This is a genomic window from Microbacterium meiriae (genome assembly GCF_040686935.1).
In the GTDB taxonomy this organism is placed as follows: Bacteria; Actinomycetota; Actinomycetes; order Actinomycetales; family Microbacteriaceae; genus Microbacterium; species Microbacterium meiriae.
Genome location: NZ_JBFBMF010000003.1, coordinates 373,227 through 393,536, shown reverse-complemented (window position 1 = coordinate 393,536; position 20,310 = coordinate 373,227). Strand labels below are relative to the sequence as shown.

General features: G+C 70.9%; 22 protein-coding genes and 1 tRNA gene. 8 read left to right on the top strand and 15 right to left on the bottom strand.

Annotation, left to right across the window (positions count from 1 at the left end; translation table 11 throughout):
- The first annotated feature begins 1 nt into the window (after window position 1).
- Together AB0P08_RS11930 and AB0P08_RS11925 are read left to right on the top strand one after the other, a co-directional pair.
- Window positions 2-1,270: a sensor histidine kinase gene (locus tag AB0P08_RS11930; protein WP_280566870.1), complete on the top strand. Its 1,269-nt coding sequence runs from the start codon at window positions 2-4 to the stop codon at window positions 1,268-1,270.
- Window positions 1,267-1,941, top strand: a complete 675-nt coding sequence (locus AB0P08_RS11925; RefSeq protein WP_268776753.1) for a response regulator transcription factor — start codon at window positions 1,267-1,269, stop codon at window positions 1,939-1,941. Before AB0P08_RS11930 ends, AB0P08_RS11925 begins: the two co-directional genes overlap by 4 nt.
- Before the next feature lie 7 nt (window positions 1,942-1,948).
- Here the strand turns inward: AB0P08_RS11925 and AB0P08_RS11920 are convergent, their stop codons facing one another.
- From AB0P08_RS11920 to AB0P08_RS11905, 4 genes are all read right to left on the bottom strand, one after another.
- Entirely contained in the window at window positions 1,949-2,902 is a 954-nt protein-coding gene (locus AB0P08_RS11920; RefSeq protein ID WP_363589997.1) for an aldo/keto reductase, read from the bottom strand.
- Window positions 2,903-3,066: 164 nt separating this feature from the next.
- On the bottom strand, window positions 3,067-3,354 hold the full coding sequence (locus AB0P08_RS11915; RefSeq protein WP_363589996.1) for a hypothetical protein: 288 nt from the start codon (window positions 3,352-3,354) through the stop codon (window positions 3,067-3,069).
- 118 nt (window positions 3,355-3,472) lie between these two features.
- Window positions 3,473-3,545, bottom strand: a tRNA-Thr gene (locus AB0P08_RS11910).
- Between the two features lie 42 nt (window positions 3,546-3,587).
- Entirely contained in the window at window positions 3,588-4,538 is a 951-nt protein-coding gene (locus AB0P08_RS11905) for a thioredoxin domain-containing protein (RefSeq protein ID WP_363589995.1), read from the bottom strand.
- Between the two features lie 228 nt (window positions 4,539-4,766).
- On the opposite strand from AB0P08_RS11905, the gene AB0P08_RS11900 reads away from it, so the two are divergent.
- Window positions 4,767-5,870, top strand: a complete 1,104-nt coding sequence (locus AB0P08_RS11900) for an ABC transporter ATP-binding protein (protein ID WP_187662078.1) — start codon at window positions 4,767-4,769, stop codon at window positions 5,868-5,870.
- Window positions 5,871-5,949: 79 nt separating this feature from the next.
- Window positions 5,950-7,251, top strand: a complete 1,302-nt coding sequence (locus tag AB0P08_RS11895; RefSeq protein ID WP_259951412.1) for a DUF4032 domain-containing protein — start codon at window positions 5,950-5,952, stop codon at window positions 7,249-7,251.
- Window positions 7,252-7,277: 26 nt separating this feature from the next.
- On the opposite strand, the gene AB0P08_RS11890 is transcribed toward AB0P08_RS11895, so the two are convergent.
- From AB0P08_RS11890 to AB0P08_RS11870, 5 genes are all read right to left on the bottom strand, one after another.
- Entirely contained in the window at window positions 7,278-7,919 is a 642-nt protein-coding gene (locus AB0P08_RS11890; protein ID WP_363589994.1) for an NAD(P)-dependent oxidoreductase, read from the bottom strand.
- Window positions 7,920-7,934: 15 nt separating this feature from the next.
- Window positions 7,935-8,939: a 23S rRNA (guanosine(2251)-2'-O)-methyltransferase RlmB gene (gene rlmB / locus AB0P08_RS11885; RefSeq protein WP_187662081.1), complete on the bottom strand. Its 1,005-nt coding sequence runs from the start codon at window positions 8,937-8,939 to the stop codon at window positions 7,935-7,937.
- Complete coding sequence (gene cysS / locus AB0P08_RS11880; protein WP_363589993.1) at window positions 8,932-10,338, bottom strand: cysteine--tRNA ligase; 1,407 nt, start codon at window positions 10,336-10,338, stop codon at window positions 8,932-8,934. The genes rlmB and cysS overlap by 8 nt, the downstream gene beginning before the upstream one ends.
- Window positions 10,339-10,347: 9 nt before the next feature.
- Window positions 10,348-11,595, bottom strand: coding sequence for a 2-C-methyl-D-erythritol 4-phosphate cytidylyltransferase (gene ispD, locus AB0P08_RS11875; RefSeq protein WP_363589992.1), 1,248 nt, complete (start codon window positions 11,593-11,595; stop codon window positions 10,348-10,350).
- A 68-nt stretch (window positions 11,596-11,663) separates the two neighbouring features.
- Window positions 11,664-12,146 (bottom strand): CarD family transcriptional regulator, encoded by a 483-nt coding sequence (locus AB0P08_RS11870; RefSeq protein ID WP_045255828.1) that lies wholly within the window; start codon window positions 12,144-12,146, stop codon window positions 11,664-11,666.
- Window positions 12,147-12,280: 134 nt separating this feature from the next.
- Here AB0P08_RS11870 and AB0P08_RS11865 point away from each other — a divergent pair, with 134 nt between their 5' ends.
- Window positions 12,281-12,751 (top strand): DNA modification methylase, encoded by a 471-nt coding sequence (locus AB0P08_RS11865; RefSeq protein WP_187662084.1) that lies wholly within the window; start codon window positions 12,281-12,283, stop codon window positions 12,749-12,751.
- A 58-nt stretch (window positions 12,752-12,809) separates the two neighbouring features.
- Here AB0P08_RS11865 and AB0P08_RS11860 read toward each other — a convergent pair whose 3' ends face one another.
- Both AB0P08_RS11860 and AB0P08_RS11855 read right to left on the bottom strand, forming a co-directional pair.
- A complete protein-coding gene (locus AB0P08_RS11860) occupies window positions 12,810-13,493 on the bottom strand; it encodes a response regulator (RefSeq protein ID WP_071328841.1) in 684 nt (227 codons plus the stop codon).
- A complete protein-coding gene (locus AB0P08_RS11855) occupies window positions 13,490-14,713 on the bottom strand; it encodes a sensor histidine kinase (RefSeq protein ID WP_363589991.1) in 1,224 nt (407 codons plus the stop codon). The genes AB0P08_RS11860 and AB0P08_RS11855 overlap by 4 nt, the downstream gene beginning before the upstream one ends.
- Before the next feature lie 215 nt (window positions 14,714-14,928).
- Here AB0P08_RS11855 and phoU point away from each other — a divergent pair, with 215 nt between their 5' ends.
- Window positions 14,929-15,627 carry a phosphate signaling complex protein PhoU gene (gene phoU / locus AB0P08_RS11850; RefSeq protein WP_187662086.1) on the top strand — a complete coding sequence of 233 codons (699 nt, stop codon included), beginning with the start codon at window positions 14,929-14,931 and terminating at the stop codon, window positions 15,625-15,627.
- A gap of 81 nt (window positions 15,628-15,708) precedes the next feature.
- Here phoU and AB0P08_RS11845 read toward each other — a convergent pair whose 3' ends face one another.
- A complete protein-coding gene (locus AB0P08_RS11845) occupies window positions 15,709-16,458 on the bottom strand; it encodes a phosphoglyceromutase (RefSeq protein ID WP_101848551.1) in 750 nt (249 codons plus the stop codon).
- A 60-nt stretch (window positions 16,459-16,518) separates the two neighbouring features.
- On the opposite strand from AB0P08_RS11845, the gene AB0P08_RS11840 reads away from it, so the two are divergent.
- Window positions 16,519-17,340 carry a class I SAM-dependent methyltransferase gene (locus AB0P08_RS11840; protein ID WP_187662087.1) on the top strand — a complete coding sequence of 274 codons (822 nt, stop codon included), beginning with the start codon at window positions 16,519-16,521 and terminating at the stop codon, window positions 17,338-17,340.
- A 15-nt stretch (window positions 17,341-17,355) separates the two neighbouring features.
- Here the strand turns inward: AB0P08_RS11840 and ygfZ are convergent, their stop codons facing one another.
- The 3 genes from ygfZ to AB0P08_RS11825 all read right to left on the bottom strand — a co-directional run bounded on the left by ygfZ (window position 17,356) and on the right by AB0P08_RS11825 (window position 19,527).
- A complete protein-coding gene (ygfZ, locus tag AB0P08_RS11835) occupies window positions 17,356-18,471 on the bottom strand; it encodes a CAF17-like 4Fe-4S cluster assembly/insertion protein YgfZ (RefSeq protein ID WP_363589990.1) in 1,116 nt (371 codons plus the stop codon).
- A 12-nt stretch (window positions 18,472-18,483) separates the two neighbouring features.
- Window positions 18,484-19,086 (bottom strand): nitrobindin family protein, encoded by a 603-nt coding sequence (locus tag AB0P08_RS11830; RefSeq protein WP_259951404.1) that lies wholly within the window; start codon window positions 19,084-19,086, stop codon window positions 18,484-18,486.
- Window positions 19,087-19,236: 150 nt separating this feature from the next.
- Window positions 19,237-19,527: a hypothetical protein gene (locus AB0P08_RS11825; RefSeq protein ID WP_187662090.1), complete on the bottom strand. Its 291-nt coding sequence runs from the start codon at window positions 19,525-19,527 to the stop codon at window positions 19,237-19,239.
- Between the two features lie 74 nt (window positions 19,528-19,601).
- Between AB0P08_RS11825 and AB0P08_RS11820 the strand changes: the two genes are divergently transcribed.
- Window positions 19,602-20,285 (top strand): winged helix-turn-helix transcriptional regulator, encoded by a 684-nt coding sequence (locus tag AB0P08_RS11820; protein WP_060923071.1) that lies wholly within the window; start codon window positions 19,602-19,604, stop codon window positions 20,283-20,285.
- The last annotated feature ends 25 nt before the right edge of the window (window positions 20,286-20,310 follow it).

Genomic DNA, 20,310 nt, shown 5'->3' with positions numbered 1-20,310 from the left:
GGTGCCGGCGACGCGACGCGGAACGGACACCGTCCGGGAGGACGAGGGGCTGCGGCTCCCTCGTCCTCCCGGGGTGTTCCGTCGTTTCTGGGCGCGCCATCCCGTCCTCGCCGACGTCCTGCTCACCCTGCTCTGCATCATCCTCACGATCACCCCCGCCGCGCGCATCGATGACGCCGACCGCGGGCCCGTCGGGCTCGTGCTCGCCGCCCTGCTGCCGCTGTGCGTGATCGCGGCGTGCGCCACCCTGCTCTGGCGTCGACGGAAGCCCTGGCTTCCCGCGGTCGCGGCGATCCTGCTCGAAGCCTTCCTCCTGTTCACCGCCCTGCCCGGGAGCAGCCCGCTCCTGCTGATCGCCGGTTACTCCCTCGCCGTCTACCGCTCCGCCCGCGCGGCGTGGACGGCCTTCGGCATCGGGGTCGCGACGACCGCCTCCGGGGCCGGGCTCCTCCTCTGGGCTGGCGTCTTCACCCTTCAAGAGGCGGTCAACGCGCTCCTCGGCACGGTCGTGCTCGGGCTCATCGGCACCCTGATCGGCGCGAACGTGGGCAACCGCAAACGCTATCTGGACGCCGTCATCGATCGCTCGCGGCAGCTTCTCGTGGAGCGGGATCAGCAGGCGCAGCTCGCCGCAGCCGCCGAGCGCGCGCGGATCGCGCGGGAGATGCACGACATCGTGTCGCACTCCCTGACCGTGGTCGTGGCGCTGTCCGAGGGAGCGGCCGCCACCCCGGACCGAGAGCAGGCCCGCGCAGCCGCCACCTCCGCGGCGGACACCGCCCGCAGCGCGCTCACCCAGATGCGGGCGATGCTCGGCGTGCTGCGAGACGACGACGCGCCGCTGCTCCTCGCGCCGGTGTCTCCCGCGTCGCCACAGGAGACCGTCGCGGCGGCGCAGCGGACCGGGTATCCGGTCACCCTCGCCACAGCCGGTCAGGCGGAGGTGTCGTCCGACGTGGCCCATGCCCTCGGCCGGATCGTGCAGGAGGGGCTGACGAACGCGATGCGGCACGCGCCGACGGCGACCACGGCGTCCGTGCGCCTCGAGTACACGCCCGCTACCGTGAGGGTGGAGATCGTCAACGACGGCGTGGCCGGGGCTCCCGCTGAGGGCGGCTTCGGACTACGAGGGCTCACGGAGCGTGCCGCGCACGTCCGCGGCACCCTGGAGTCCCGGCCGGACGGCGAGGGGCGATGGACCCTGCGGGCTGTCCTGCCGACGTCGGCCGAGGCCCCGGCCGTGTCGCCGGGCGGAGAGGAGAACACATGACAGCGCCGATCCGTGTGCTCCTGGTCGACGACCAGGAGCTGATCCGTCTGGGTTTCCGCATGGTCCTGGAGGCGGAGCCCGACATCGTCGTCATCGGAGAAGCCGCCGACGGGAACGCCGCGATCGCCCAGAGCGCTGCCCTCGCCCCTGACCTCGTGCTCATGGACATCCGCATGCCGGAGCTCGACGGGATCGCCGCGACGAGAGCCATCGTCGGCGCGCATCCCGAGACGAGGGTGCTCGTCCTCACGACGTTCGATCTCGATGAGTACGCCTTCGGTGCGATCCGCGCGGGCGCCAGCGGCTTCCTCCTGAAGGACGCCCAGCGCCACGAGATGCTCTCCGCGGTCCGTGCCGTGCACCGCGGCGACGCCGCCCTGGCGCCGCGGGTGACCCGCATGCTGTTGGAGCATGTCGGTCCGCAGCTGGGAAGCGCCGCGCCGGCGGCCGAGACGGTCGACGACGCCGGATACCGTTCCCTGACCGACCGCGAGCAGGAGGTCTTCCTCGCGATGGGAAGGGGTCTCTCCAACGCCGAGATCGCGGCGACCCTCTACGTCGGCGAGTCCACGGTCAAGACGCACGTCGGCCGCATCCTGGCCAAGCTCGGGGCACGGGACCGGATCCACGCCGTGATCCTCGCGCACCGGCTCGGGCTCGTCGGGCGGTGAGGCCGGGTCAGCTCTGAGGCGGCGTCCAGGCCGACACGCGGTTCAGGCGCTCGACCTCCTCGGACGACAGCTCCAGCCGCGCTCCGACGAGCAGATCCGGAACCTGATCCACCGTCCGAGCGCTGGCGATGGGCGCCACCACGGTCGGCTGCGCCCGCAGCCAGGCCAGAGCCGTCGCGGCGACGGATGCGTCGTGCGCGGCGCCGATCTCATCCAGCGCGTCGATGATCCGAAGTCCAGCCGCGGTGGCGTACTTCGCGGCTCCGGCGGCGCGCGGCGACCCTTCTCCCCCGGCATCCGTCGAGCGGTACTTGCCGGTCAGGAAGCCGCTCGCCAGCGCGTAATACGGCACGAGGCCCAGCCCGAACTCCTCGGCGACGGGGATGATGGTGTCCTCGACGTCGTTGCGGTGCACGAGGTTGTAATGCGGCTGGATGGCGACGGGGCGCGCGACGCCGAGCCGGTCGGCGATGTCGATCCACTGACGGATGCGGTCGGCCGTGTAGTTCGACACCGCCACGTGCCGCACGAGTCCGTCCGTGACGAGGGCGCCGAACGCCTCGACGGTCTCCTCCAGCGGCACCGACTCATCGTCGAAGTGCGCGTAGTAGAGGTCGATCTCGTCCACGCCGAGGCGAGCGAGGGATGCCTCCGCCGCGCGGCGGACGTTCCCGGCCGAGAGGCCGCGGAAGTCGGGATGCTGGCTGACCTTGGTCGCGACGACGACGCCCTGGGGCCGCCGCGACGCGAGCCACGCCCCGATGATCGTCTCGCTCTCGCCGCCCTTGTTGCCGGGAACCCACGCACTGTAGGAGTCCGCCGTGTCGATGAAGTCGCCGCCCCCGTCGAGGAAGGCGTCGAGGACGGCGAACGACGCGTCACGGTCGGCGGTCCAGCCGAACACGTTGCCGCCGAGGGCGAGGGGGAAGACGTCGAGGTCACTGGAGCCGATACGGGTCATGTCCGAGACAACCGCAGCGAGCGGCGCGAACATTCCCACGGGGGATCGGAAAAGATGCGCAGGTGGCCGGGGCGGGGTGCCGACCACCTGCACCCCAGTAACATAACACCCTCCGATGTGCTACGCGATATGCGGGCGCCCTGACATCTCGGCGCACCTGCCGGCTATCGGCGGCCCGCGTCCGCTCCGTGTCGCGCGTCGAAGTCTCGGATGTCCCGCAGCACGCGCCGCAATGTGAGCGCGTACGCGATCGCCAACCCCACGCTCACCACGCCGACGGCCACCCGCATCACATCGAGGGCGCGCGCGTCCGTCAAGAGACCAGAGCTCAGCCACCAGACGGCGCTCACCGTCCAGAAGACGGCGAGCACGATCGCCCACGTCCTCCGTCGCTGCAGTGCGAGCCGCTGCGGAATCAGCGACGGGTCGGACTCGTCCGCGGGTGCGCTCATGCGCAGAGCCTAGCGTTGGGGCCGTGGGCGCCGGGGAAGTGGGCAGCCCTCCTCACCTGGATGAGCAGAGGGCCCGCATCCCCGGTGTTTCCCAGGGGATGCGGCCCTTCGCGTGCGGAGCCGACTACGGGACTCGAACCCGTAACCCCCGTATTACAAGTACGGTGCGCTACCAATTGCGCCAAGTCGGCGGATGCCATCACAGCTTAGCGATGGCGGGGACGCGCGGCGGTCTACTCCGCCGGCGCCGAGGTGGCGGTCGGGGTCGGCGTCGGGGACGTCGACTCGTAGTACGCCTCGCTGGCGACGGACATGACGAACGTCGACAGCTCCTGCGGGTCGTCCAGCGCGCCGACATAGGCCTCGCCGTTGACGACGATCATCGGGGCGGCGGTGAGCACGAGGTCGTCGGAGCCGGGGAGCGGCCCCTTGAGCGCACGCGTCGTCGCTTCCTTCGCCCAGTTGACGTAGTCGCCGTCCTGGATGCACGAGCGCACGGTCTTCGCATCGTCCACGCCCACGGCGCCCGCGAGGTTGGCGAGCTCCTCGTCGGACATCCCGTCGCTGCCCACGTCGGGCTGGTCGTCGAGGAGGTCGTGGTTGAACGCGTAGAACTGGTCCGGCGAGTGCGTGGCGACGCAGGCGGCGGCAGCAGCGGAGCGCAGCGAGTACTTGGTGCCGTTGGAGCTGGCGGTGAGCAGGGCGACCGGGTGGTAGCTCACGGTCGCGGCGCCGTCCTCGATCCACTGCGCGAGCAGGCGGGCGTTGGCGCGCTCGAACTTGCCGGCGTCCGGTGAGAGGTAGTCGACGTACACGTGCACGTCCACCGCACCGGCCGCGGTGGGCTCCGGGGCCGGGGTCTCGGTCGCACCGGCCTCCGTGGGCTCGGGCTCCGGCGTGGCGGAGGTGGTGCCGGCGATGGCGGCGGAGGCGATGTCCGTCACCACGACGCCGTCGGCCTCCATGCCGCTCGGGCTGAGCTGCGGCTTGGACGTCTGCGAGGTCACGGCGAGCGTCACCGCGGTCCCGATCGCGCCGACCGCGATGATCGCGACCGCGCCGATGATGATCCGTCGCATCAGACGCGCCCGCGACTGCTGGGCGTGCACCTTCTGTGCCTTCTCCCGCACGGCCTCGCGCGAATTGCGAGGGGCGGGGACGTTCGGCGTTTCGTCGCTCGACATCGTTCCTCTTGAGTCTCAGGGGGTCCGGGTTGGCCCCGACCACCGTCGGGCGGTGATCGCCGCTGCGCACGGCCGGGTTCGATGCTAACCAGTGAGGCTGAGAAATACCCAGGTGCGGCCGTTCGTGCCATACTGATCCCGACCCGATGGAGGGTCACGGCGGGTCGCTCCGCCGCTTCATTCACTACGGATCGTCCGGCACGTACCTGCCGGTGAAGGAGAAACACGATGGCATCTGTGACTTTCGACGAGGCCACCCGCCTGTACCCCGGCGGTACCCGTCCGGCTGTCGACAAGCTCAACCTCGAGGTGGGAGACGGCGAGTTCCTCGTCCTGGTCGGTCCCTCCGGTTGCGGTAAGTCCACCTCCCTCCGCATGCTCGCCGGCCTTGAAGAGGTCAACTCCGGCCGCATCCTCATCGGCGACCGCGACGTCACCGATGTGCCGCCGAAGGACCGCGACATCGCGATGGTGTTCCAGAACTACGCGCTGTACCCGCACATGACCGTCGCCGAGAACATGGGCTTCGCGCTCAAGATCGCCGGCGTCGGCAAGGAGGAGCGTGCCGCACGCGTCCTCGAGGCCGCGAAGCTCCTCGACCTGGAGCAGTACCTCACCCGCAAGCCTAAGGCTCTCTCCGGTGGTCAGCGTCAGCGTGTCGCCATGGGTCGCGCGATCGTCCGTCAGCCCCAGGTCTTCCTCATGGACGAGCCGCTGTCGAACCTCGACGCCAAGCTCCGTGTCCAGACCCGTACGCAGATCGCGTCGCTGCAGCGCCGCCTCGGCGTCACCACGGTCTACGTCACGCACGACCAGACCGAGGCGCTCACCATGGGTGACCGCATCGCCGTGCTGAAGGACGGTCTGCTCCAGCAGGTCGGTTCGCCGCGCGACCTGTACGAGAAGCCGGAGAACGTCTTCGTCGCCGGCTTCATCGGCTCGCCCGCGATGAACCTGTTCTCGGCCGACCTGGCCGACGGCGGCGTGCGCTTCGGTACCGAGGTCGTCCCGCTCGACCGCGACACCGTTGGCCGTGCCAACGGCTCCCAGGTCACCGTGGGCGTCCGCCCCGAGGACATCACCGTCGGGCCGGCCGACGGTCAGGGTCTCTCGGTCGTCGTCGACCTCGTCGAGGAGCTCGGCGCCGACGGCTACCTCTACGGCCACACCGAGATCAACGGCAAGCGCACCGACCTCGTCGCCCGCGTCGACGGCCGCAACCACCCGAACGCCGGGGAGACCGTCACTCTCGCCGCGAACCCGGGTCACGTGCACGCGTTCGACCTCGAGTCCGGCGACCGCCTGAACGACAAGCCGGTCGTCTCGGCCTGATCGGACACCTCCACCGCGGCGCGGGCTGACTTCGGTCGCCCGCGCCGCGTCTTTTCCCCGGCACCCCTCAGGAGTCCCCATGCAGGAATCCCTCCGGATCACCGCCAAGACGGTCGACCCCGGGCTGCTCGCCCTGCCGTGGTCGACGCCCCTGGAGAAGTGGCCGTCCGAGCACATCGTCTCCCTCCCCAAGGGCCTCTCGCGCCACCTCGTCCGCTTCGCGGACCTCTCGGGTCGCGTGGTGGCCGTCAAGGAGACGACGACCGAGATGGCACGGCGGGAGTACGAGATGCTCGGCAACCTCGCGCGCCTCGACGTGCCGTGCGTGGAGCGGGTCGCGGTGATCGCCGGCCGCACGGACTCGTCGGGTGATCCGTTGCCCGCGGCGCTGGTCACCTCGCACCTGCGCTTCTCGATGCCCTACCGGGCGCTCTTCACCCGGGTGCTCCGCCCGGACACGGCCACCCGCCTCGTCGACGCGCTGGCCCTGCTGCTCGTGCGTCTGCACAACGTCGGCTTCTACTGGGGCGACGTCTCGCTCTCCAACACCCTGTTCCGCCGGGACGCCGGAGCGTTCGCGGCGTACCTCGTGGACGCGGAGACCGGGGAGCTGCACGAGGAGGGCCTGACGGACGGACAGCGCGCCTACGATCTGGATCTCGCCCGCACGAACATCGCCGGTGAGATCATGGACCTCGCCGCGGGCGGCCGCCTGGAGCACGGCGTCGACGCGGTCGCCATCGCGGACGGCATCGTGTCCTCCTACCGCTCGCTGTGGGCCGAGCTCACCGCGCAGGAGTCCTTCTCCGCCGCCGAGACCTGGCGCATCACCGAGCGGGTCGAGCGGCTCAACGCCCTCGGCTTCGACATCGACGAGATGTCGATGTCGACGACCGCGGACGGCACCGTGGTGGAGATCCAACCCAAGGTCGTCGACGCGGGACACCACCAGCGCCGACTCATCCGCCTCACCGGTCTCGATGTCGAGGAGAACCAGGCGCGACGGCTCCTCAACGACCTCGACGAGTTCCGTGCCCGCTCCACCAAGCAGTGGGCGGACGAGGAGATGTACGCGCACGAGTGGCTCACGCGCGTCTTCGAGCCCGTCGTGCGCGCCATCCCGTACGACCTGCGCGCCAAGCTGGAGCCGGCCGAGGTGTTCCACCAGGTGCTGGAGCACCGCTGGTATCTGTCGCAGGCGCAGGGACGCTCGGTGTCCCTCGCGGAGGTGCTGACGAGCTACATCAACGACGTGCTCCGCCATCGCCGCGACGAGGCCACCATCATGGGACCCCCGACGGAGACGATGGGCCTGCCCGTCGTCACCGGCACGCTGGCGCTCGGCGACGACGACGAGGTCGACTGGCGCGACCTCGTCTGAGGCCGCCCCTCCGGTTCCGGACGGCGTCAGTAGCCGACGGTGAACCGCTCGCGGTGGTGGTTGCCCTGCTCGATCTCGTCGACGATGGCGACGGCGAAGTCCGCCCCGGAGATGTAGGACGTGCCGTCCTCATCGCGGACGAGCACGTCACCGCCGTCCCGATAGCGACCGGTGCGCTCCCCCTCGGCCCACGGTCCGAAGACCTCGGCCGGGTGCACGAAGAACCAGTCCAGGCTCTCGGCCGTGCGCTCCAGGAGCGCCAGCGAGTCGATGCCGACCTGCGCCTCGTGCTTGTACTCCTCCGGGAAGCCCTGATCGAACAGACGGGGACCGCCCGGCGCGACGAGGCTGCCGCCCGCGCCGCCCACGACGCCGAGCCGCGTCTCGGTGCCGTCGAGCAGCGCGACCACGTTCGTCAGCGCCTCGAGGACGCGGTCCTCCATGTCACCGCGCGGCGAGAGCGCGGAGACCACGGCGTCCGCTCCCGCGAACGCCTCGGTCAGCGTCGCGGGGTCGAGCGCCGACCCCTGCACGTAGGCCGCACCCGCGACCGGATCCGCGGGGGTCGAGCGCGAGATGGCGACGACCGCGTGATCACGGCTCACCGCCTCCGCGACGATGTGGCGTCCGGCGTAGCCGGTTCCTCCCAGGACGATGATGCGGGCCATGCGTGTTCCTCTCGGTCAGTCCGCGGCGCGGACGGTCGCGACCTGGTACAGCGCGACCGAGGCCGCGATGCCCGCGTTCAGCGACTCGGTCGCCGCGGAGATGGGGATGGAGACGATCTGGTCGCAGGTCTCGGTCACGAGGCGGGACAGGCCCTTGCCCTCCGAGCCCACGACGATGACGACGGGGCGGTCCGCCAGCTCCAGCGCCGGCAGCGACACGTCGCCGTCGCCGTCGAGCCCGAGCACGAAGACGCCCTGCTTCTTGAACTCCTTGAGCTGGGTGGTGAGGTTCGATGCCAGGGCGACCGGGATGCGCGCCGCCGCCCCCGCACTCGTCTTCCACGCCGCGGAGTTCACACCGGCGGAACGACGCTGCGGCAGGATGATGCCGTGGCCGCCGAACGCCGCCGTCGAGCGGATGATCGCGCCGAGGTTGCGGGGGTCCGTGATGCCGTCGAGGGCGACGAACAGCGGCGTCTCGCCGCGGTCGATGACCTCCTCCAGCAGGTCCTGCGGGTGGGCGTACTCGTACGGCGGCACCTTGAGCGCCACGCCCTGGTGCACGCCGTCGAAGCCGGCCATGCGGTCGAGCTCCTGGCGGGTGACCTCGAGCACCGGGATGTCCCGGTGGGTCGCGATCGACAGCATCTCCTTGACCCGGTCGTCCATCTCGACGCGCTGCGCGATGTACATCGCGGTCGCCGGGATCTTCGCGCGCAGCGCCTCGAGCACCGAGTTGCGGCCGGTGACCGTCTCGGTGTCGGTGGTGTTGTCCTTCGACCTGGCGGTGCGGTTCGGGTTGCCCCCGGAGGCCGGACGCCCGCCGGGCTTGCCCTTGCCCCCGGCCGCGGCGAAGCGCTCGGCCGCGGCCTTGCGCTTACCGGCGGGGTGCCACGCGCGGTCCTCCGCCTTCGGCGTCGGGCCACGCCCCTCGAGCGCCTTGCGCCCGAGACCTCCCGTGCCCTTGGTGGGGCCCTTCTTGTTTCCCTTGCTCGCGCCGGGGCGCCCTGGCTTAGCCATCGATACTCCAATGAGTTCCGGCCGGAGTGTCCTCCAGCGTGATTCCTGCGGCGGCGATCGCGTCTCGGATGCGATCCGCCGCCGCCCAGTCCTTCTCCGCGCGCGCGGTGGCGCGCTGCGCGATCATCTCCTGCACCAGCGCGTCGAGCGCCGCTGCCTGCGCATCCCCGGCCTTACGGGAGCCCGCGTCCTCGACGAGGCCGAGCACACCGGTCATGCCGAGCACCGCCCGCGCCGCGTCCAGGGCCGCTGCGGTGTCGCCCGCGTCCAGAGCCGAGTTCCCGGCCCGCACGCTCTCGTGCACGACGGCCAGCGCCTGCGGCACACCCAGGTCGTCGTCCATCGCATCGATGAACGCCGAGGGCAGGCTCTGCGCGTCATCGGCGCCGATCCCGTCGCCGGCCGCGCGGAGCGCCCGCTCCAGGAAGGAGCGGATGCGGCCGAGCGCCGCCTCCGCTTCCGCCCAGGAGGATTCCGAGAGGTCGAGGCTCGATCGGTAGTGCGCCGCCGCGAGGGCGTAGCGCACGACGAGCGGGTCCCGCTCAGCGAGCACGTCCCGCGCGAGCGTGAAGTTGCCGAGCGACTTCGACATCTTCTGTCCGTCGACGGTCACGAGGCCGTTGTGCACCCAGTACCGGGCGAAGCCGTCGCCCGCTGCACTCGACTGCGCGAGCTCGTTCTCGTGATGCGGGAACCGCAGGTCCAGGCCCCCGCCGTGGATGTCGAACTCCGCACCGAGGTACCGCTTCGCCATGGCCGAGCACTCGATGTGCCAGCCGGGGCGCCCGGCACCCCACGGCGACGCCCACGTCGCGTCGGCGGGCTCGTCGGCCTTGGCACCCTTCCAGAGGGCGAAGTCCTGCGGGTTGCGCTTGCCGCGCGGGTCGGCGTCCTGCGCGGCTTCCATCGCGTCCACGGACTGATGGGTGAGGTCGCCGTAGGACGGCCAGGAACGCACGTCGAAGTACACGTCTCCCGAGCCATCGGGGGCGGGGTACGCGTGGCCTCGGTCGATGAGCAGCGCGATGAGCTCCTGCATCTGCGGCACGGAGGCCGTCGCACGAGGTTCGTAGGTCGGCGGGAGGATGCCGATGCCGGCGTAGGCGGCGGCGAACTCCTGCTCCATCCGGTAGGCGAGTGCCCACCACGGCTCGGAGTCCGAGGCGTTCGCGAGGACCTTGTCGTCGATGTCGGTGACGTTGCGCACGAAGGTCACGCGCCCGTGGCGGTACGTCAGCCAGCGGCGAAGGAGATCGAAGCTCAGAGCAGCTCTGACGTGACCGATGTGCGGTCCGGACTGCACCGTGGGTCCGCAGACGTACATCGTGATGTTCTCGGAATCGAGAGGCACGAAGTCGCGCAGCAGCTGTGCGCGGGTGTCGTAGAGGCGGAGAGTCACCGCTCAAGCCTACTCGGCGGGCGCTGAGAGACCCCGCTCCGGTCGCGGGATGACGACCGCGACGGCCGTGACCGCGATCCCCTCGCCCCGCCCGGGGAACCCGAGACCGTCCGTCGTCGTGGCCGTGACCGTCACCGGGGCGCCCCCGAGCGCCGCCGACAGCGCCGCCTCGGCCTCCCCGCGGCGCCCGCTGAATCGCGGACGGTTGCCCTGGAACTGGACGGACACGTTGCCGATCGCGAACCCCGCCTCCGCCAGGAGCTCCCCGGTGCGGGAGAGGAAGACGTCCGCGTGAGCCCCCGCGTACTCCGGATGGGCCGTGCCGAAGTGCTGCCCGATGTCGCCGAGCCCTGCAGCCCCGAGCAGCGCGTCGACGATGGCGTGGGCGACGGCGTCGCCGTCGGAGTGCCCGGAGAGCGCGGGCTCCCCCGGCCATTCCAGCCCCGCCAGCCACAGCGCCCCGTCGCCGCCGAAGGCATGCACGTCCGTGCCGATCCCCACGCGGGGAGCGTCGACCACGACCGCCGACGGCCGCGCCGCCGCGGAGGGCGCCCCCGGTACCGTCGCCACGAGGAGGCGCGCGCGCTCGAGGTCGGCGGGGGTGGTGATCTTGAACGAACGCTCCGAGCCGGGCACCAGCCGCACCGCGTTCCCGGCTGCGGCGAAGAGCGCGGCGTCATCCGTGTACTCGGCGCCCTGGGATGTCGCCTCCGCGTACGCCGCTTCCAGCAATCGGCGCGGGAAACCCTGCGGCGTCTGCGCGGCCGCGAGCTCCGCGCGATCCACGGCGCCGACGACGAGGCCGTCGGCCACCCGCTTGAGCGTGTCGACCACGGGCAGACTCGGGACCGCTCCGGCGTCGCCGACCACGGCCGCCGCCACGGCATCGATGACGGCGGGCGGCGTGAGGGCGCGTGCCGCATCGTGCACGAGGACCGTCGTGATGTCCCCCCACAGGGCGGCGAGCCCCGCGGCGACCGACTCCTGCCGCGTCGCTCCTCCCGTGACCACGCGGCCCAGGTCGGCGCGATCGCCGGCGGCCGCCAGCAGCTCCGTCTGCGCGTCACCTTCGTAGCCCGACGGGGCGACCACCACGACCTGCATCGGGGCCGCCGCGAAGACACCGTCGAGGGCGTGCCGCAGGATCGTGCGCCCGTCGATGCCGACGAAGGCCTTGGGTGCCCCCGCCTCGAGACGGGTGCCGGAGCCGGCGGCGACGACGATGATCGCGGTGTGCGGGACGGGGAGGATGCTCACAGCTTCACGTTACCCGCGGGAACGACGAAAGGCGGGTGCCGCGGCACCCGCCTTTCGTGGAGGACGTCTCAGGACGCGAGGACCTCGTCGAGCAGTGCGCCCGCCTTGTCCTCATCGATCTTCTCGGCCAGCGCCAGCTCCGAGATGAGGATCTGCCGGGCCTTGGCCAGCATCCGCTTCTCACCCGCGGACAGACCGCGGTCCTGGTCACGGCGCCAGAGGTCGCGCACGACCTCGCTCACCTTGATGACATCACCGGACGCGAGCTTCTCCAGGTTCGCCTTGTATCGGCGCGACCAGTTGGTGGGCTCCTCCGTGAACGGCGCGCGCAGCACCTCGAACACGTGGTCGAGGCCCTCCTTGCCGATCACGTCGCGAACGCCGACGAGGTCGACGTTCTCAGCCGGGACCTCGATGATGAGATCACCCTGCGTGACGTTGAGCTTCAGGTACTTCTTCGCCTCGCCCTTGATGATGCGCTCCTTGACCTCGATGATGGTCGCAGCGCCATGGTGCGGATAGACGACGGTCTCGCCAACCTCAAAAAGCATAAAAACATGTCCTTTCGGCAACCTCAAGGATACCACAGGGGATATGCGCTAAGGTTCGCGCTCCCTGTTCCCTGCGCGCTCCGGACTTACCCATAGAATGGGGAGGGATATCCCGTCGGACCTCAGGAGGACCCGTGAAATCGCGCCTTGTCGCGTCTGCCGCCATCAGCGCCCTCGTTCTGCTCGGCGCGACCGGGTGCACGTTCATCACCCCTCAGGCGACGAAGACCGAGTACGCCGCCTCCGACGGCGTGAACGTCTCCGATCAGGACGGCCCCATCGCCGTGCGCAACGCCCTGATCATCGCGAACGAGGACGGCTCGGTCGGCAACTTCGTCGGCGCCGTGGTCAACCCGTCGCAGGACCGCGCCACCCTCACGGTCTCGCTGGAGGGCGGCGACCCCTTCCAGATCACCGTGCCTGCGGGCGGAAGGATCAGCTTCGGCGCCGACGAGGAGCCCGTGGAGATCACCGGCCTCGACACGATGCCCGGCGCGACCGTCGCGATGCACTTCCAGTCCGGCGACTCCGCCGGGGTGACGACCGAGATCCCGGTCCTCGACGGCACGCTGCCGTACTACTCGGATCTCGCTCCGCAGGACTGAGTCCGCAGACAGACGCAAGAGGCCGGCACCCGCGGGTGCCGGCCTCTTCTGTCTGTCGTCAGCCCTCGAAGCGATACCCCAGGCCGCGGACGGTCACGAGCATCACCGGCTCGCTGGGGTTCTCCTCGATCCGCGAGCGGATGCGCTTGATGTGCACGTCGAGCGTCTTGGTGTCGCCGAAGTAGTCGCTCCCCCAGACGCGGTCGATGAGCTGGCCGCGCGTGAGCACCCGACCGGAGTTGCGCATCAGCACCTCCAGAAGCTCGAACTCCTTCAACGGCATGTTGATCTGCTCGCCGGCCACGGACACCGTGTGCCGGTCGATGTCGAGCGAGACGCGCCCGCCCTCCAGCACCCGCTCGTCGAGCTCCCCCTCGGCCTGCACCACCCGCCGCAGCACCGCCCGCATCCGCGCGAGCAGCTCCCGCGACGAGTAGGGCTTGGTGATGTAGTCGTCCGCGCCGAGCTCGAGCCCCACGACGATGTCGACCTCGGAGTCCTTGGCGGTGAGCATGATGATCGGCACGGCCGAGGTCGAGCGGATCTGACGGCACACCTCGGTCCCCGGCATCCCCGGGAGCATGAGGTCGAGCAGCACGATGTCCGCGCCGCGCTCCCGGAACGCCGTCAGCGCACCCGGGCCGTCCTCGGCGATCTCCACCTCGTAGCCTTCGCGGCGGAGCAGGTACGCGAGCGGGTCGGCGAGGTCGGGCTCGTCTTCGACGAGAAGGATGCGGGTCATGCGGTCTCTCCGTTTCGGACGCGCGTCGCCCCGGTCGCGGGGGCGGCCTTGCGCGCGCGCTTCTTCTTGCTCTTCTTGCCCTGTCCGGCGTTCGCGGGAGCATCGATCCGGGGCAGGCGGATGGTGAGCGTGGACCCGCGGCCGGGGCGCGACCACAGCCGCACCTCTCCCCCGTGCCGCTGAGTGGCGTGCTTGACGATCGACAGGCCGAGACCGGTGCCGCCGGTGCGCCGGGAGCGGGCCTCATCCGCGCGATAGAACCGCTCGAAGATGCGCTCGCGGTCGGCCTCGGCGATCCCGATGCCCTGATCGGACACGGCGATCTCCACGACGTCGTCGTCCGCCTTCACGCCGACGCCCACGCGGGAGCCGCGGGGCGAGTAGACGATGGCGTTGGCGATCAGGTTGCCGACCGCCTCGATGAGGATCTGCGCGTCGCCGCGGACCCAGACGCCGCGGTCGCCGCCACGGGCGAGCTCGACACCGGCGGAGTCGGCCTGCACGACGTGCGCTTCGATCGAGGAGGCGACGACCTCGTCGATCGAGACCGGGGCGACCTCGGTCAGCCCGTCCTCCGCCTGCAGACGGGACAGACTCATGATCCGTCCGGTGAGCTGACCGAGGCGGCCCGCCTCCGCGGAGATCCGGGACGCGAACGCGCGCACCTGGGCAGGGTCGTCGGCGGCGGATTCGATGGCCTCCGCGAGCAGACTCACCGCCCCGACGGGCGTCTTGAGCTCGTGGCTCGTGTTGGCCACGAAGTCCCGGCGCATCTGGTCCAGGCGCTCCTGCTCGGTCACGTCGCGGATGATGAGGAGCACGAGACGCGTGCCGATCGCGCTCGCCCTGGCCGACACGAGTCGGGGGTCGAGACTCAGACCGCCGCGGGTGATCCGCATCGAGGCGGTCGCCGTCTCCCCCGTCGAGCGCACACCGCGCACGAGCTGCCGGAGCTCCGGATTGTCGAGCGTCGACCCGACCTCGATCCCGAAACGCGTCGCGGCCTTGGAGGTGGCCAGCACGAGCCCCGAGACGTCCACGACGCACGCGGCGTCGTCCATGCTGCGCAGCACGTCGGTGATCCCGGTCGGGATGACCATCGAGGTCTCCTCCTCCGCCCGCGCTCGGGCGCGGTACGCCCAGACCACGAGGAGCGAGAGGCCCACGCCGATCGCCAACCCGATGGCGAGGGAGGACAGCGCGAGCTGCGGCAGGGTCATGACTCCAGCGTAGAGCGCGTTCACCGTCGATCCGGCGGGTTTCCGCGCCATCACGGGGAGCGGAGACGTACTATTCACTCGCTGGGCACCGTTCGTTAACCTTCGGAGCAGACAATCGCTTCAGGCCTGCGCGCGCGCAGTCCTCCCCCATGCGGACGCCCCGCCGCCCCGCGCTGGACCGTCAGCCGGGATCCGAACGAAAGGTTGCGCCCACCATGCGCGAAGTCTTCCACCAGTCCCTCGAGGACCTGCAGTCCCGCCTCGTCGAGATCGCCGAGCTCGTGACGGTCTCCATCGACAAGGCCACCCGCGCCTTCGCCACGAGCGACGTCGCGCTGGCCGAGGAGGTCATCGCCGACGACGCCAAGATCGACGAGCTCGCGGTCGCGCTGGACGAGCAGGCCATCGAGATCCTCGCCCGGCAGCAGCCGGTCGCGCGCGACCTCCGCATCGTCGTCACGGCGCTCCGCGTCAGCGCGTCCCTGGAGCGGATGGGCGACATGTCCGAGCACATCGCCCAGCTCGCGCGGCTGCGGTTCCCGGAGCGCGCGATCCCGAAGGGCCTCAAGGGCACCTTCGTGAAGATGGGCGAGCTCGACGTGGAGATCTCCCGCACGCTCGCCGAGCTCCTGCGCACGCAGGACCTCAAGTTCGCGGACGCCATCCGCAACGCCGATGACGACGTCGACGAGCTGCACGCCAGCGTCTTCGAGAAGGTGCTCAGCGACAACTGGAAGGGCGAGGCCGTCGCCACGGTCGACGCGACGCTCGCCAGCCGGTACCACGAGCGGTTCGCGGACCACGCGGTCGCCGTCGCCAAGAAGGTCGTCTACCTCGCGACGGGCGACTGGCACGTCGAGGAGGAGGACATCGCCCTCGCGGTGGAGCAGCAGGAGCAGCTCGGTCACGCCTGACCCGAAACCCCGCCTTACCGCCGAGACCCCCTGCTGCAGGCGACTGCAGCAGGGGGTCTCGACGTGAAACCGGGGTCTCGGTTACTTCTTGCCCTGGGCGGCCACGGCCGCGGCACCGGCGGCGGCGGCCTCCGGGTCGAGGTAGCGGCCGGGACCGGTCGGCGCGTTGTTCTCGTCGAGCTCGTACACGAGCGGGATGCCGGTCGGAATGTTCAGGCCGGCGATGTCGTCGTCGCTGATCCCCTCGAGGTGCTTGACGAGGCCGCGCAGCGAGTTGCCGTGTGCCGTCACGAGCACGGTCTTGCCGGCTTCGAGGTCGGGGACGATCTCCGCGTCCCAGTACGGCAGGAGGCGGTCGATGACGAGCTTGAGCGATTCCGTGCGCGGCACCTCGCCGTCGATGCCCTCGTAGCGGGCGTCGCCCACCTGGCTGAACTCGCTCGCGTCGTCCAGCGGGGGCGGCGGGACGTCGAACGAGCGGCGCCACAGCTGGAACTGCTCCGGGCCGAACTCCTCGAGGGTCTGTGCCTTGTCCTTGCCCTGCAGAGCGCCGTAGTGACGCTCATTGAGGCGCCACGACCGCTTCACCGGGATCCACAGCCGGTCGGCCGCATCCAGCGCGATGTCGGCGGTCTGGATGGCCCGGCTCAGCAGCGACGTGTGCAGCACGTCGGGCAGGATGCCGGACTCGGCGAGCAGCTCACCGCCGCGACGGGCCTCGCCCTTGCCCTGCTCGGTCAGGCGGACGTCCACCCAGCCGGTGAAGAGGTTCAGTTCGTTCCACTCGCTCTGGCCGTGGCGGAGCAGGATCAGGGTGCGCTTCGCAGTCATGTCGCCAGTTTATCCGGGGGCGCGGAGCGGGCGCAGCGGCGGAGGAGGGAGGATGGACGCATGGCGTCATCTCCCCTCGGTCGGCCGACCCGCGGCACGACCGGGACGAACCGGCTGCGTCGGAACGACCGGTGGATCGCCGCCTCCCCCGCCTTCCGTCGCGCCGCGGACCCGCTCGTCGTCGACCTCGGGTTCGGGGCGAGCGGGGTGACCGCGTTCGAGCTGGCCGCACGACTGCGACGAGTGCGGCCGGACGCGGAGGTGCGCGGTCTGGAACTCGATCCGGAGCGGGTGTCCACCGCAGAGCAGCAGCTCGGCGAGGTCCGAGCCGGCCGGACTCCATTCCCCGCCGACCTCCGCGTCTCCTTCGCCCGCGGCGGATTCGAGGTGCCGCTCCCTGACGGCCGGCGCCCCGCCGTCATCCGGGCGATGAACGTCCTGCGGCAGTACGACGAAGCCGAGGTCGCGGGCGCCTGGCGGACGATGGCGCACCGCCTCTCGCCGGAAGGACTGCTGGTGGAGGGGACATGCGACGAGATCGGGCGCGTCGCGAGCTGGGTGGATGTCGATCCCGTCGGCGCTCCCCTCCGTTTCTCCATCTCCCTTCGCCTCCGCGGACTCGAGGTCCCGAGCATCGTCGCGGAGCGGCTGCCCAAGGCCCTCATCCATCGCAACGTCCCCGGCGAGCGCATCCACGCACTGCTCGTCGACCTGGACCGGGAGTGGGAGCGCGCCGCTCCCCTGTCGACCTTCGGGGCCACGCAGCGCTTCCTCGCCGCGGTGGCCGCACTGCGCGCGCAGGGCTGGCCCGTGCAGGGCGGACGGAGCCGCTGGCGACTGGGAGAGCTCACCCTGCCGTGGGAGGCGGTGGCACCGGCCTGACCGGCGTCCGTCAGCTCACATCCCGGCGTCGCGGGGATCCGGCGCTGTGGGACGGCGGGACAGCCGCGTCAGCCGCGGCACATCCGCGGTGGCGCCGGCGTCCGCGGGCACGATGATCTGCTGGGACGCGGCGATGTCGATCCCTTCGGCGCGGACGACGAGGTCGCCGACGGGGGCGCGGCGGGACAGGAGGGCGAGGGCGATCGGCCCGTCCTCGTGATGCCGCGCGGAGGAGGTGATGTGCCCGACCTCGTCATCACCCGCGAACACCGGAGCACCGGGTTCCGGAAGCACGGCGTCGCTGCCGTCGAGCTGGAGCAGGGCGAGACGCCGCGGCGGATGCCCGAGGTTATGCACCTTCGCGACCGTCTCCTGGCCGCGGTAGCAGCCCTTGTTCAAGTGCACGGCACTGCGGAGCCAGTCCGACTCGTGCGGCAACGACCGCTCGTCGACCTCGGCCGCCCAGCGCGGACGCCAGGCGGCGATCCGCAGGGCCTCGGCGGCGAGCAGCCCGGCGACGTCCTCGCGGTCGAGGTCCGCGGCGAGTGCGCGCGCCGCCGTCTCGGGCACGATGCCGATCCGCCAGGCGAGGTCCGCCCCCGGGTGGGAGGGCACCGCGGCGTACTGGTGGCCGCCCACGCTGATGCGCTGCCAGGGGTCGACCCACACCCGCACACCGTCGAGGCCGCGCACGCGGTCGGCAGCGGAGCCGCCGTCGACGAATCCGAGCAGCGCGAGGTCGGGGCGCAGCTCGACGGTGGCCTGGGTGCGGAACTTCATCCGTGTCAGCCACGTCGCGAGCCCCTCGGCGTCGCCGGCGTCCGCGAGGAGCCAGGTCGAGCTGCCGTCGTCGAAAACGCCGGCCGCGTGCTCCACCCGCCCCTGCGGGTCGAGCACGAGGAGCTCGGTGCTCTCCCCTGCGCGCAAGCCGCTCACCGCCTGGGACGTGATGGAGTCGAGCCACGGGAGGCGTTCGGGGCCGGACACCTCGATGACCGTCCGGTCGTCGAGGGGCGCGATCGCCGTTCCGGTCGCGAGGCGCCGCTGCTCGCGGAAGGGGTCGCCGAAGTGGGCGATCCCGCGCTCGCCCGTGGTCGCTCCGGGGACGCCGTCGAAGACGCTGCTGCTCACGGTGTGCTCCGTTCAGACGCGGGCGAGACGCGCCGAGGCGTGCGCCCGCAGAGGTGTGCCGAGGGCCGCGATGTCCCACGCCCACAGCAGGTGCCCGTCGACGAGCCCGTACATCCGCGAGGCGGAGGCGTAGTCCTTGGCACCGGCGCCGCGCACGATGGCGTCGGACGAGAGGTCGACACGAGGACCGTTGATCTCGCCGACGTAATACTCGAGCATGCCGTCCGAGCGGGCCAGCGACACTTCGAGGGGGAACGCGCCGTTGGGCGATCGCAGCGTCTCGACGTCGTCGACGGTGCGGGTCACGGGCGTCGCCGTCGGCGGGAGCAGGGCGGGACCTGCATCGGTCGCCGCAGCCGGTCGCGCCAGTCGCCAGAATCCGGACTCGGCGGTCAGCGGGACGGCGGGTGCGGCATCATCGCCGACGAATGTGGCGGTCGCCGCGTAGTTGAGGAACGGTCCGCCGTCATGGCTGAAGCTCACGCGATGGGTGAACTCCCCCTGCAGCCGCTCCTCCCCGACGGGGTAGTCGATCACCCCGGAGCCCTCCCACACGCCGATCAACCACGCCAGCGGGGCGAGGTCGGCGGGGAGGTCTGTGGGGAGCTCGATCACGATGTCGTCAGCGCTGGCCGCGGAAGAGGTTGCGCAGCACCACGGCCGAGACGAACACGATCGCGAGGCTCGCCAGGCCCAGCAGGCCGATGAAGAAGATTTCGAGCGCCATGATGTCCATGACCTCCACCTTACCCCCGGCGATCCGGCTCAGGCAGGGATGAGGGCGGCCAGGCCGAAGCCGACGGAGATGATCCCCATCAGCAGCAGGGAGCCCGTCACGCTGCTCGCCACGCGGAAGATGAAGCCCTGCGTGCGGCCGTACCAGAGCTGCACCGCGAAGGAGAGGAGCACGACCGCACCGAACCCCACGAGCATCCAGGGGATCCGCCACTCCTCCGGAGCGAAGATCCCGATGACGATGCTGCCGACGAACGCGGTCGCCCAGACCGCGATCACGCCGGTGAAGGCGTTGCGGGGCGCGAGAGCCGGTTCTGACATGTCACCATTCTTGCGCATCGGCGGCCGCTATCATGGCGGCACGGCGTCGATCCCCCCGCCGGTGAGGAGTGCGCGTGGCCCTGGTGCTGGTTCTGACCAATGCTCCGCTCTCGGAGCAGGTGCTGCCCGCCCTCGAGCTGCTGAGTCATCGCACGCGACAGATTCCCGCGGAGCCGGCCCAGCTCATCAACGCCCCGGAGTACGACATCGTGATCGTCGACGGCCGTCACGACCTCGTCGGGGCGAAGTCGCTGTGCCGTCTGCTGCGGGCGACCGGGCAGGATGCGCCGCTCCTGCTCGTCGTGACCGAGGGCGGCATGAGCGCGCTGTCGGGCGAGTGGGGCATCGACGATGTGCTGCTGTCCACCGCCGGCCCCGCCGAGATCGACGCCCGTGTGCGCCTGGCGCTCGCCCGACGGGACGAGGTCGCGGAGCCGGCGCGTGTGCAAGCCTCCGGGGTCACGATCGACGAGCAGTCGTACTCGGCGAAGCTGCACGGGCGACCGCTCGACCTCACCTACAAGGAGTTCCAGCTCCTGCACTTCCTCGCGACCCATCCCTCGCGGGTGTTCACCCGTGAGCAGCTGCTGAGCGAGGTGTGGGGGTACGACTACTTCGGCGGTACCAGGACCGTCGACGTGCACGTGCGGCGGCTGCGCGCCAAGCTCGGCGATCAGGAGCAGATCATCGGCACGGTGCGCAACGTCGGTTACCGCTTCAACGTCTACGAGGACGACAGCCTGGTCGGCTCGCGCTGACCGCCGTTCACACGTCCGACACCTG

Excerpts from the sequence above, each read along its gene's own strand:
- AB0P08_RS11925 (WP_268776753.1), top strand. The coding sequence starts at position 1,267 with ATGACAGCGCCGATCCGTGTGCTCCTGGTCGACGACCAGGAGCTGATC.
- AB0P08_RS11920 (WP_363589997.1), bottom strand. The coding sequence starts at position 2,902 with ATGACCCGTATCGGCTCCAGTGACCTCGACGTCTTCCCCCTCGCCCTC.
- AB0P08_RS11915 (WP_363589996.1), bottom strand. The coding sequence starts at position 3,354 with ATGAGCGCACCCGCGGACGAGTCCGACCCGTCGCTGATTCCGCAGCGG.
- AB0P08_RS11905 (WP_363589995.1), bottom strand. The coding sequence starts at position 4,538 with ATGTCGAGCGACGAAACGCCGAACGTCCCCGCCCCTCGCAATTCGCGC.
- AB0P08_RS11900 (WP_187662078.1), top strand. The coding sequence starts at position 4,767 with ATGGCATCTGTGACTTTCGACGAGGCCACCCGCCTGTACCCCGGCGGT.
- AB0P08_RS11895 (WP_259951412.1), top strand. The coding sequence starts at position 5,950 with ATGCAGGAATCCCTCCGGATCACCGCCAAGACGGTCGACCCCGGGCTG.
- AB0P08_RS11890 (WP_363589994.1), bottom strand. The coding sequence starts at position 7,919 with ATGGCCCGCATCATCGTCCTGGGAGGAACCGGCTACGCCGGACGCCAC.
- rlmB (WP_187662081.1), bottom strand. The coding sequence starts at position 8,939 with ATGGCTAAGCCAGGGCGCCCCGGCGCGAGCAAGGGAAACAAGAAGGGC.
- AB0P08_RS11870 (WP_045255828.1), bottom strand. The coding sequence starts at position 12,146 with ATGCTTTTTGAGGTTGGCGAGACCGTCGTCTATCCGCACCATGGCGCT.
- AB0P08_RS11860 (WP_071328841.1), bottom strand. The coding sequence starts at position 13,493 with ATGACCCGCATCCTTCTCGTCGAAGACGAGCCCGACCTCGCCGACCCG.
- AB0P08_RS11855 (WP_363589991.1), bottom strand. The coding sequence starts at position 14,713 with ATGACCCTGCCGCAGCTCGCGCTGTCCTCCCTCGCCATCGGGTTGGCG.
- phoU (WP_187662086.1), top strand. The coding sequence starts at position 14,929 with ATGCGCGAAGTCTTCCACCAGTCCCTCGAGGACCTGCAGTCCCGCCTC.
- AB0P08_RS11845 (WP_101848551.1), bottom strand. The coding sequence starts at position 16,458 with ATGACTGCGAAGCGCACCCTGATCCTGCTCCGCCACGGCCAGAGCGAG.
- AB0P08_RS11840 (WP_187662087.1), top strand. The coding sequence starts at position 16,519 with ATGGCGTCATCTCCCCTCGGTCGGCCGACCCGCGGCACGACCGGGACG.
- AB0P08_RS11825 (WP_187662090.1), bottom strand. The coding sequence starts at position 19,527 with ATGTCAGAACCGGCTCTCGCGCCCCGCAACGCCTTCACCGGCGTGATC.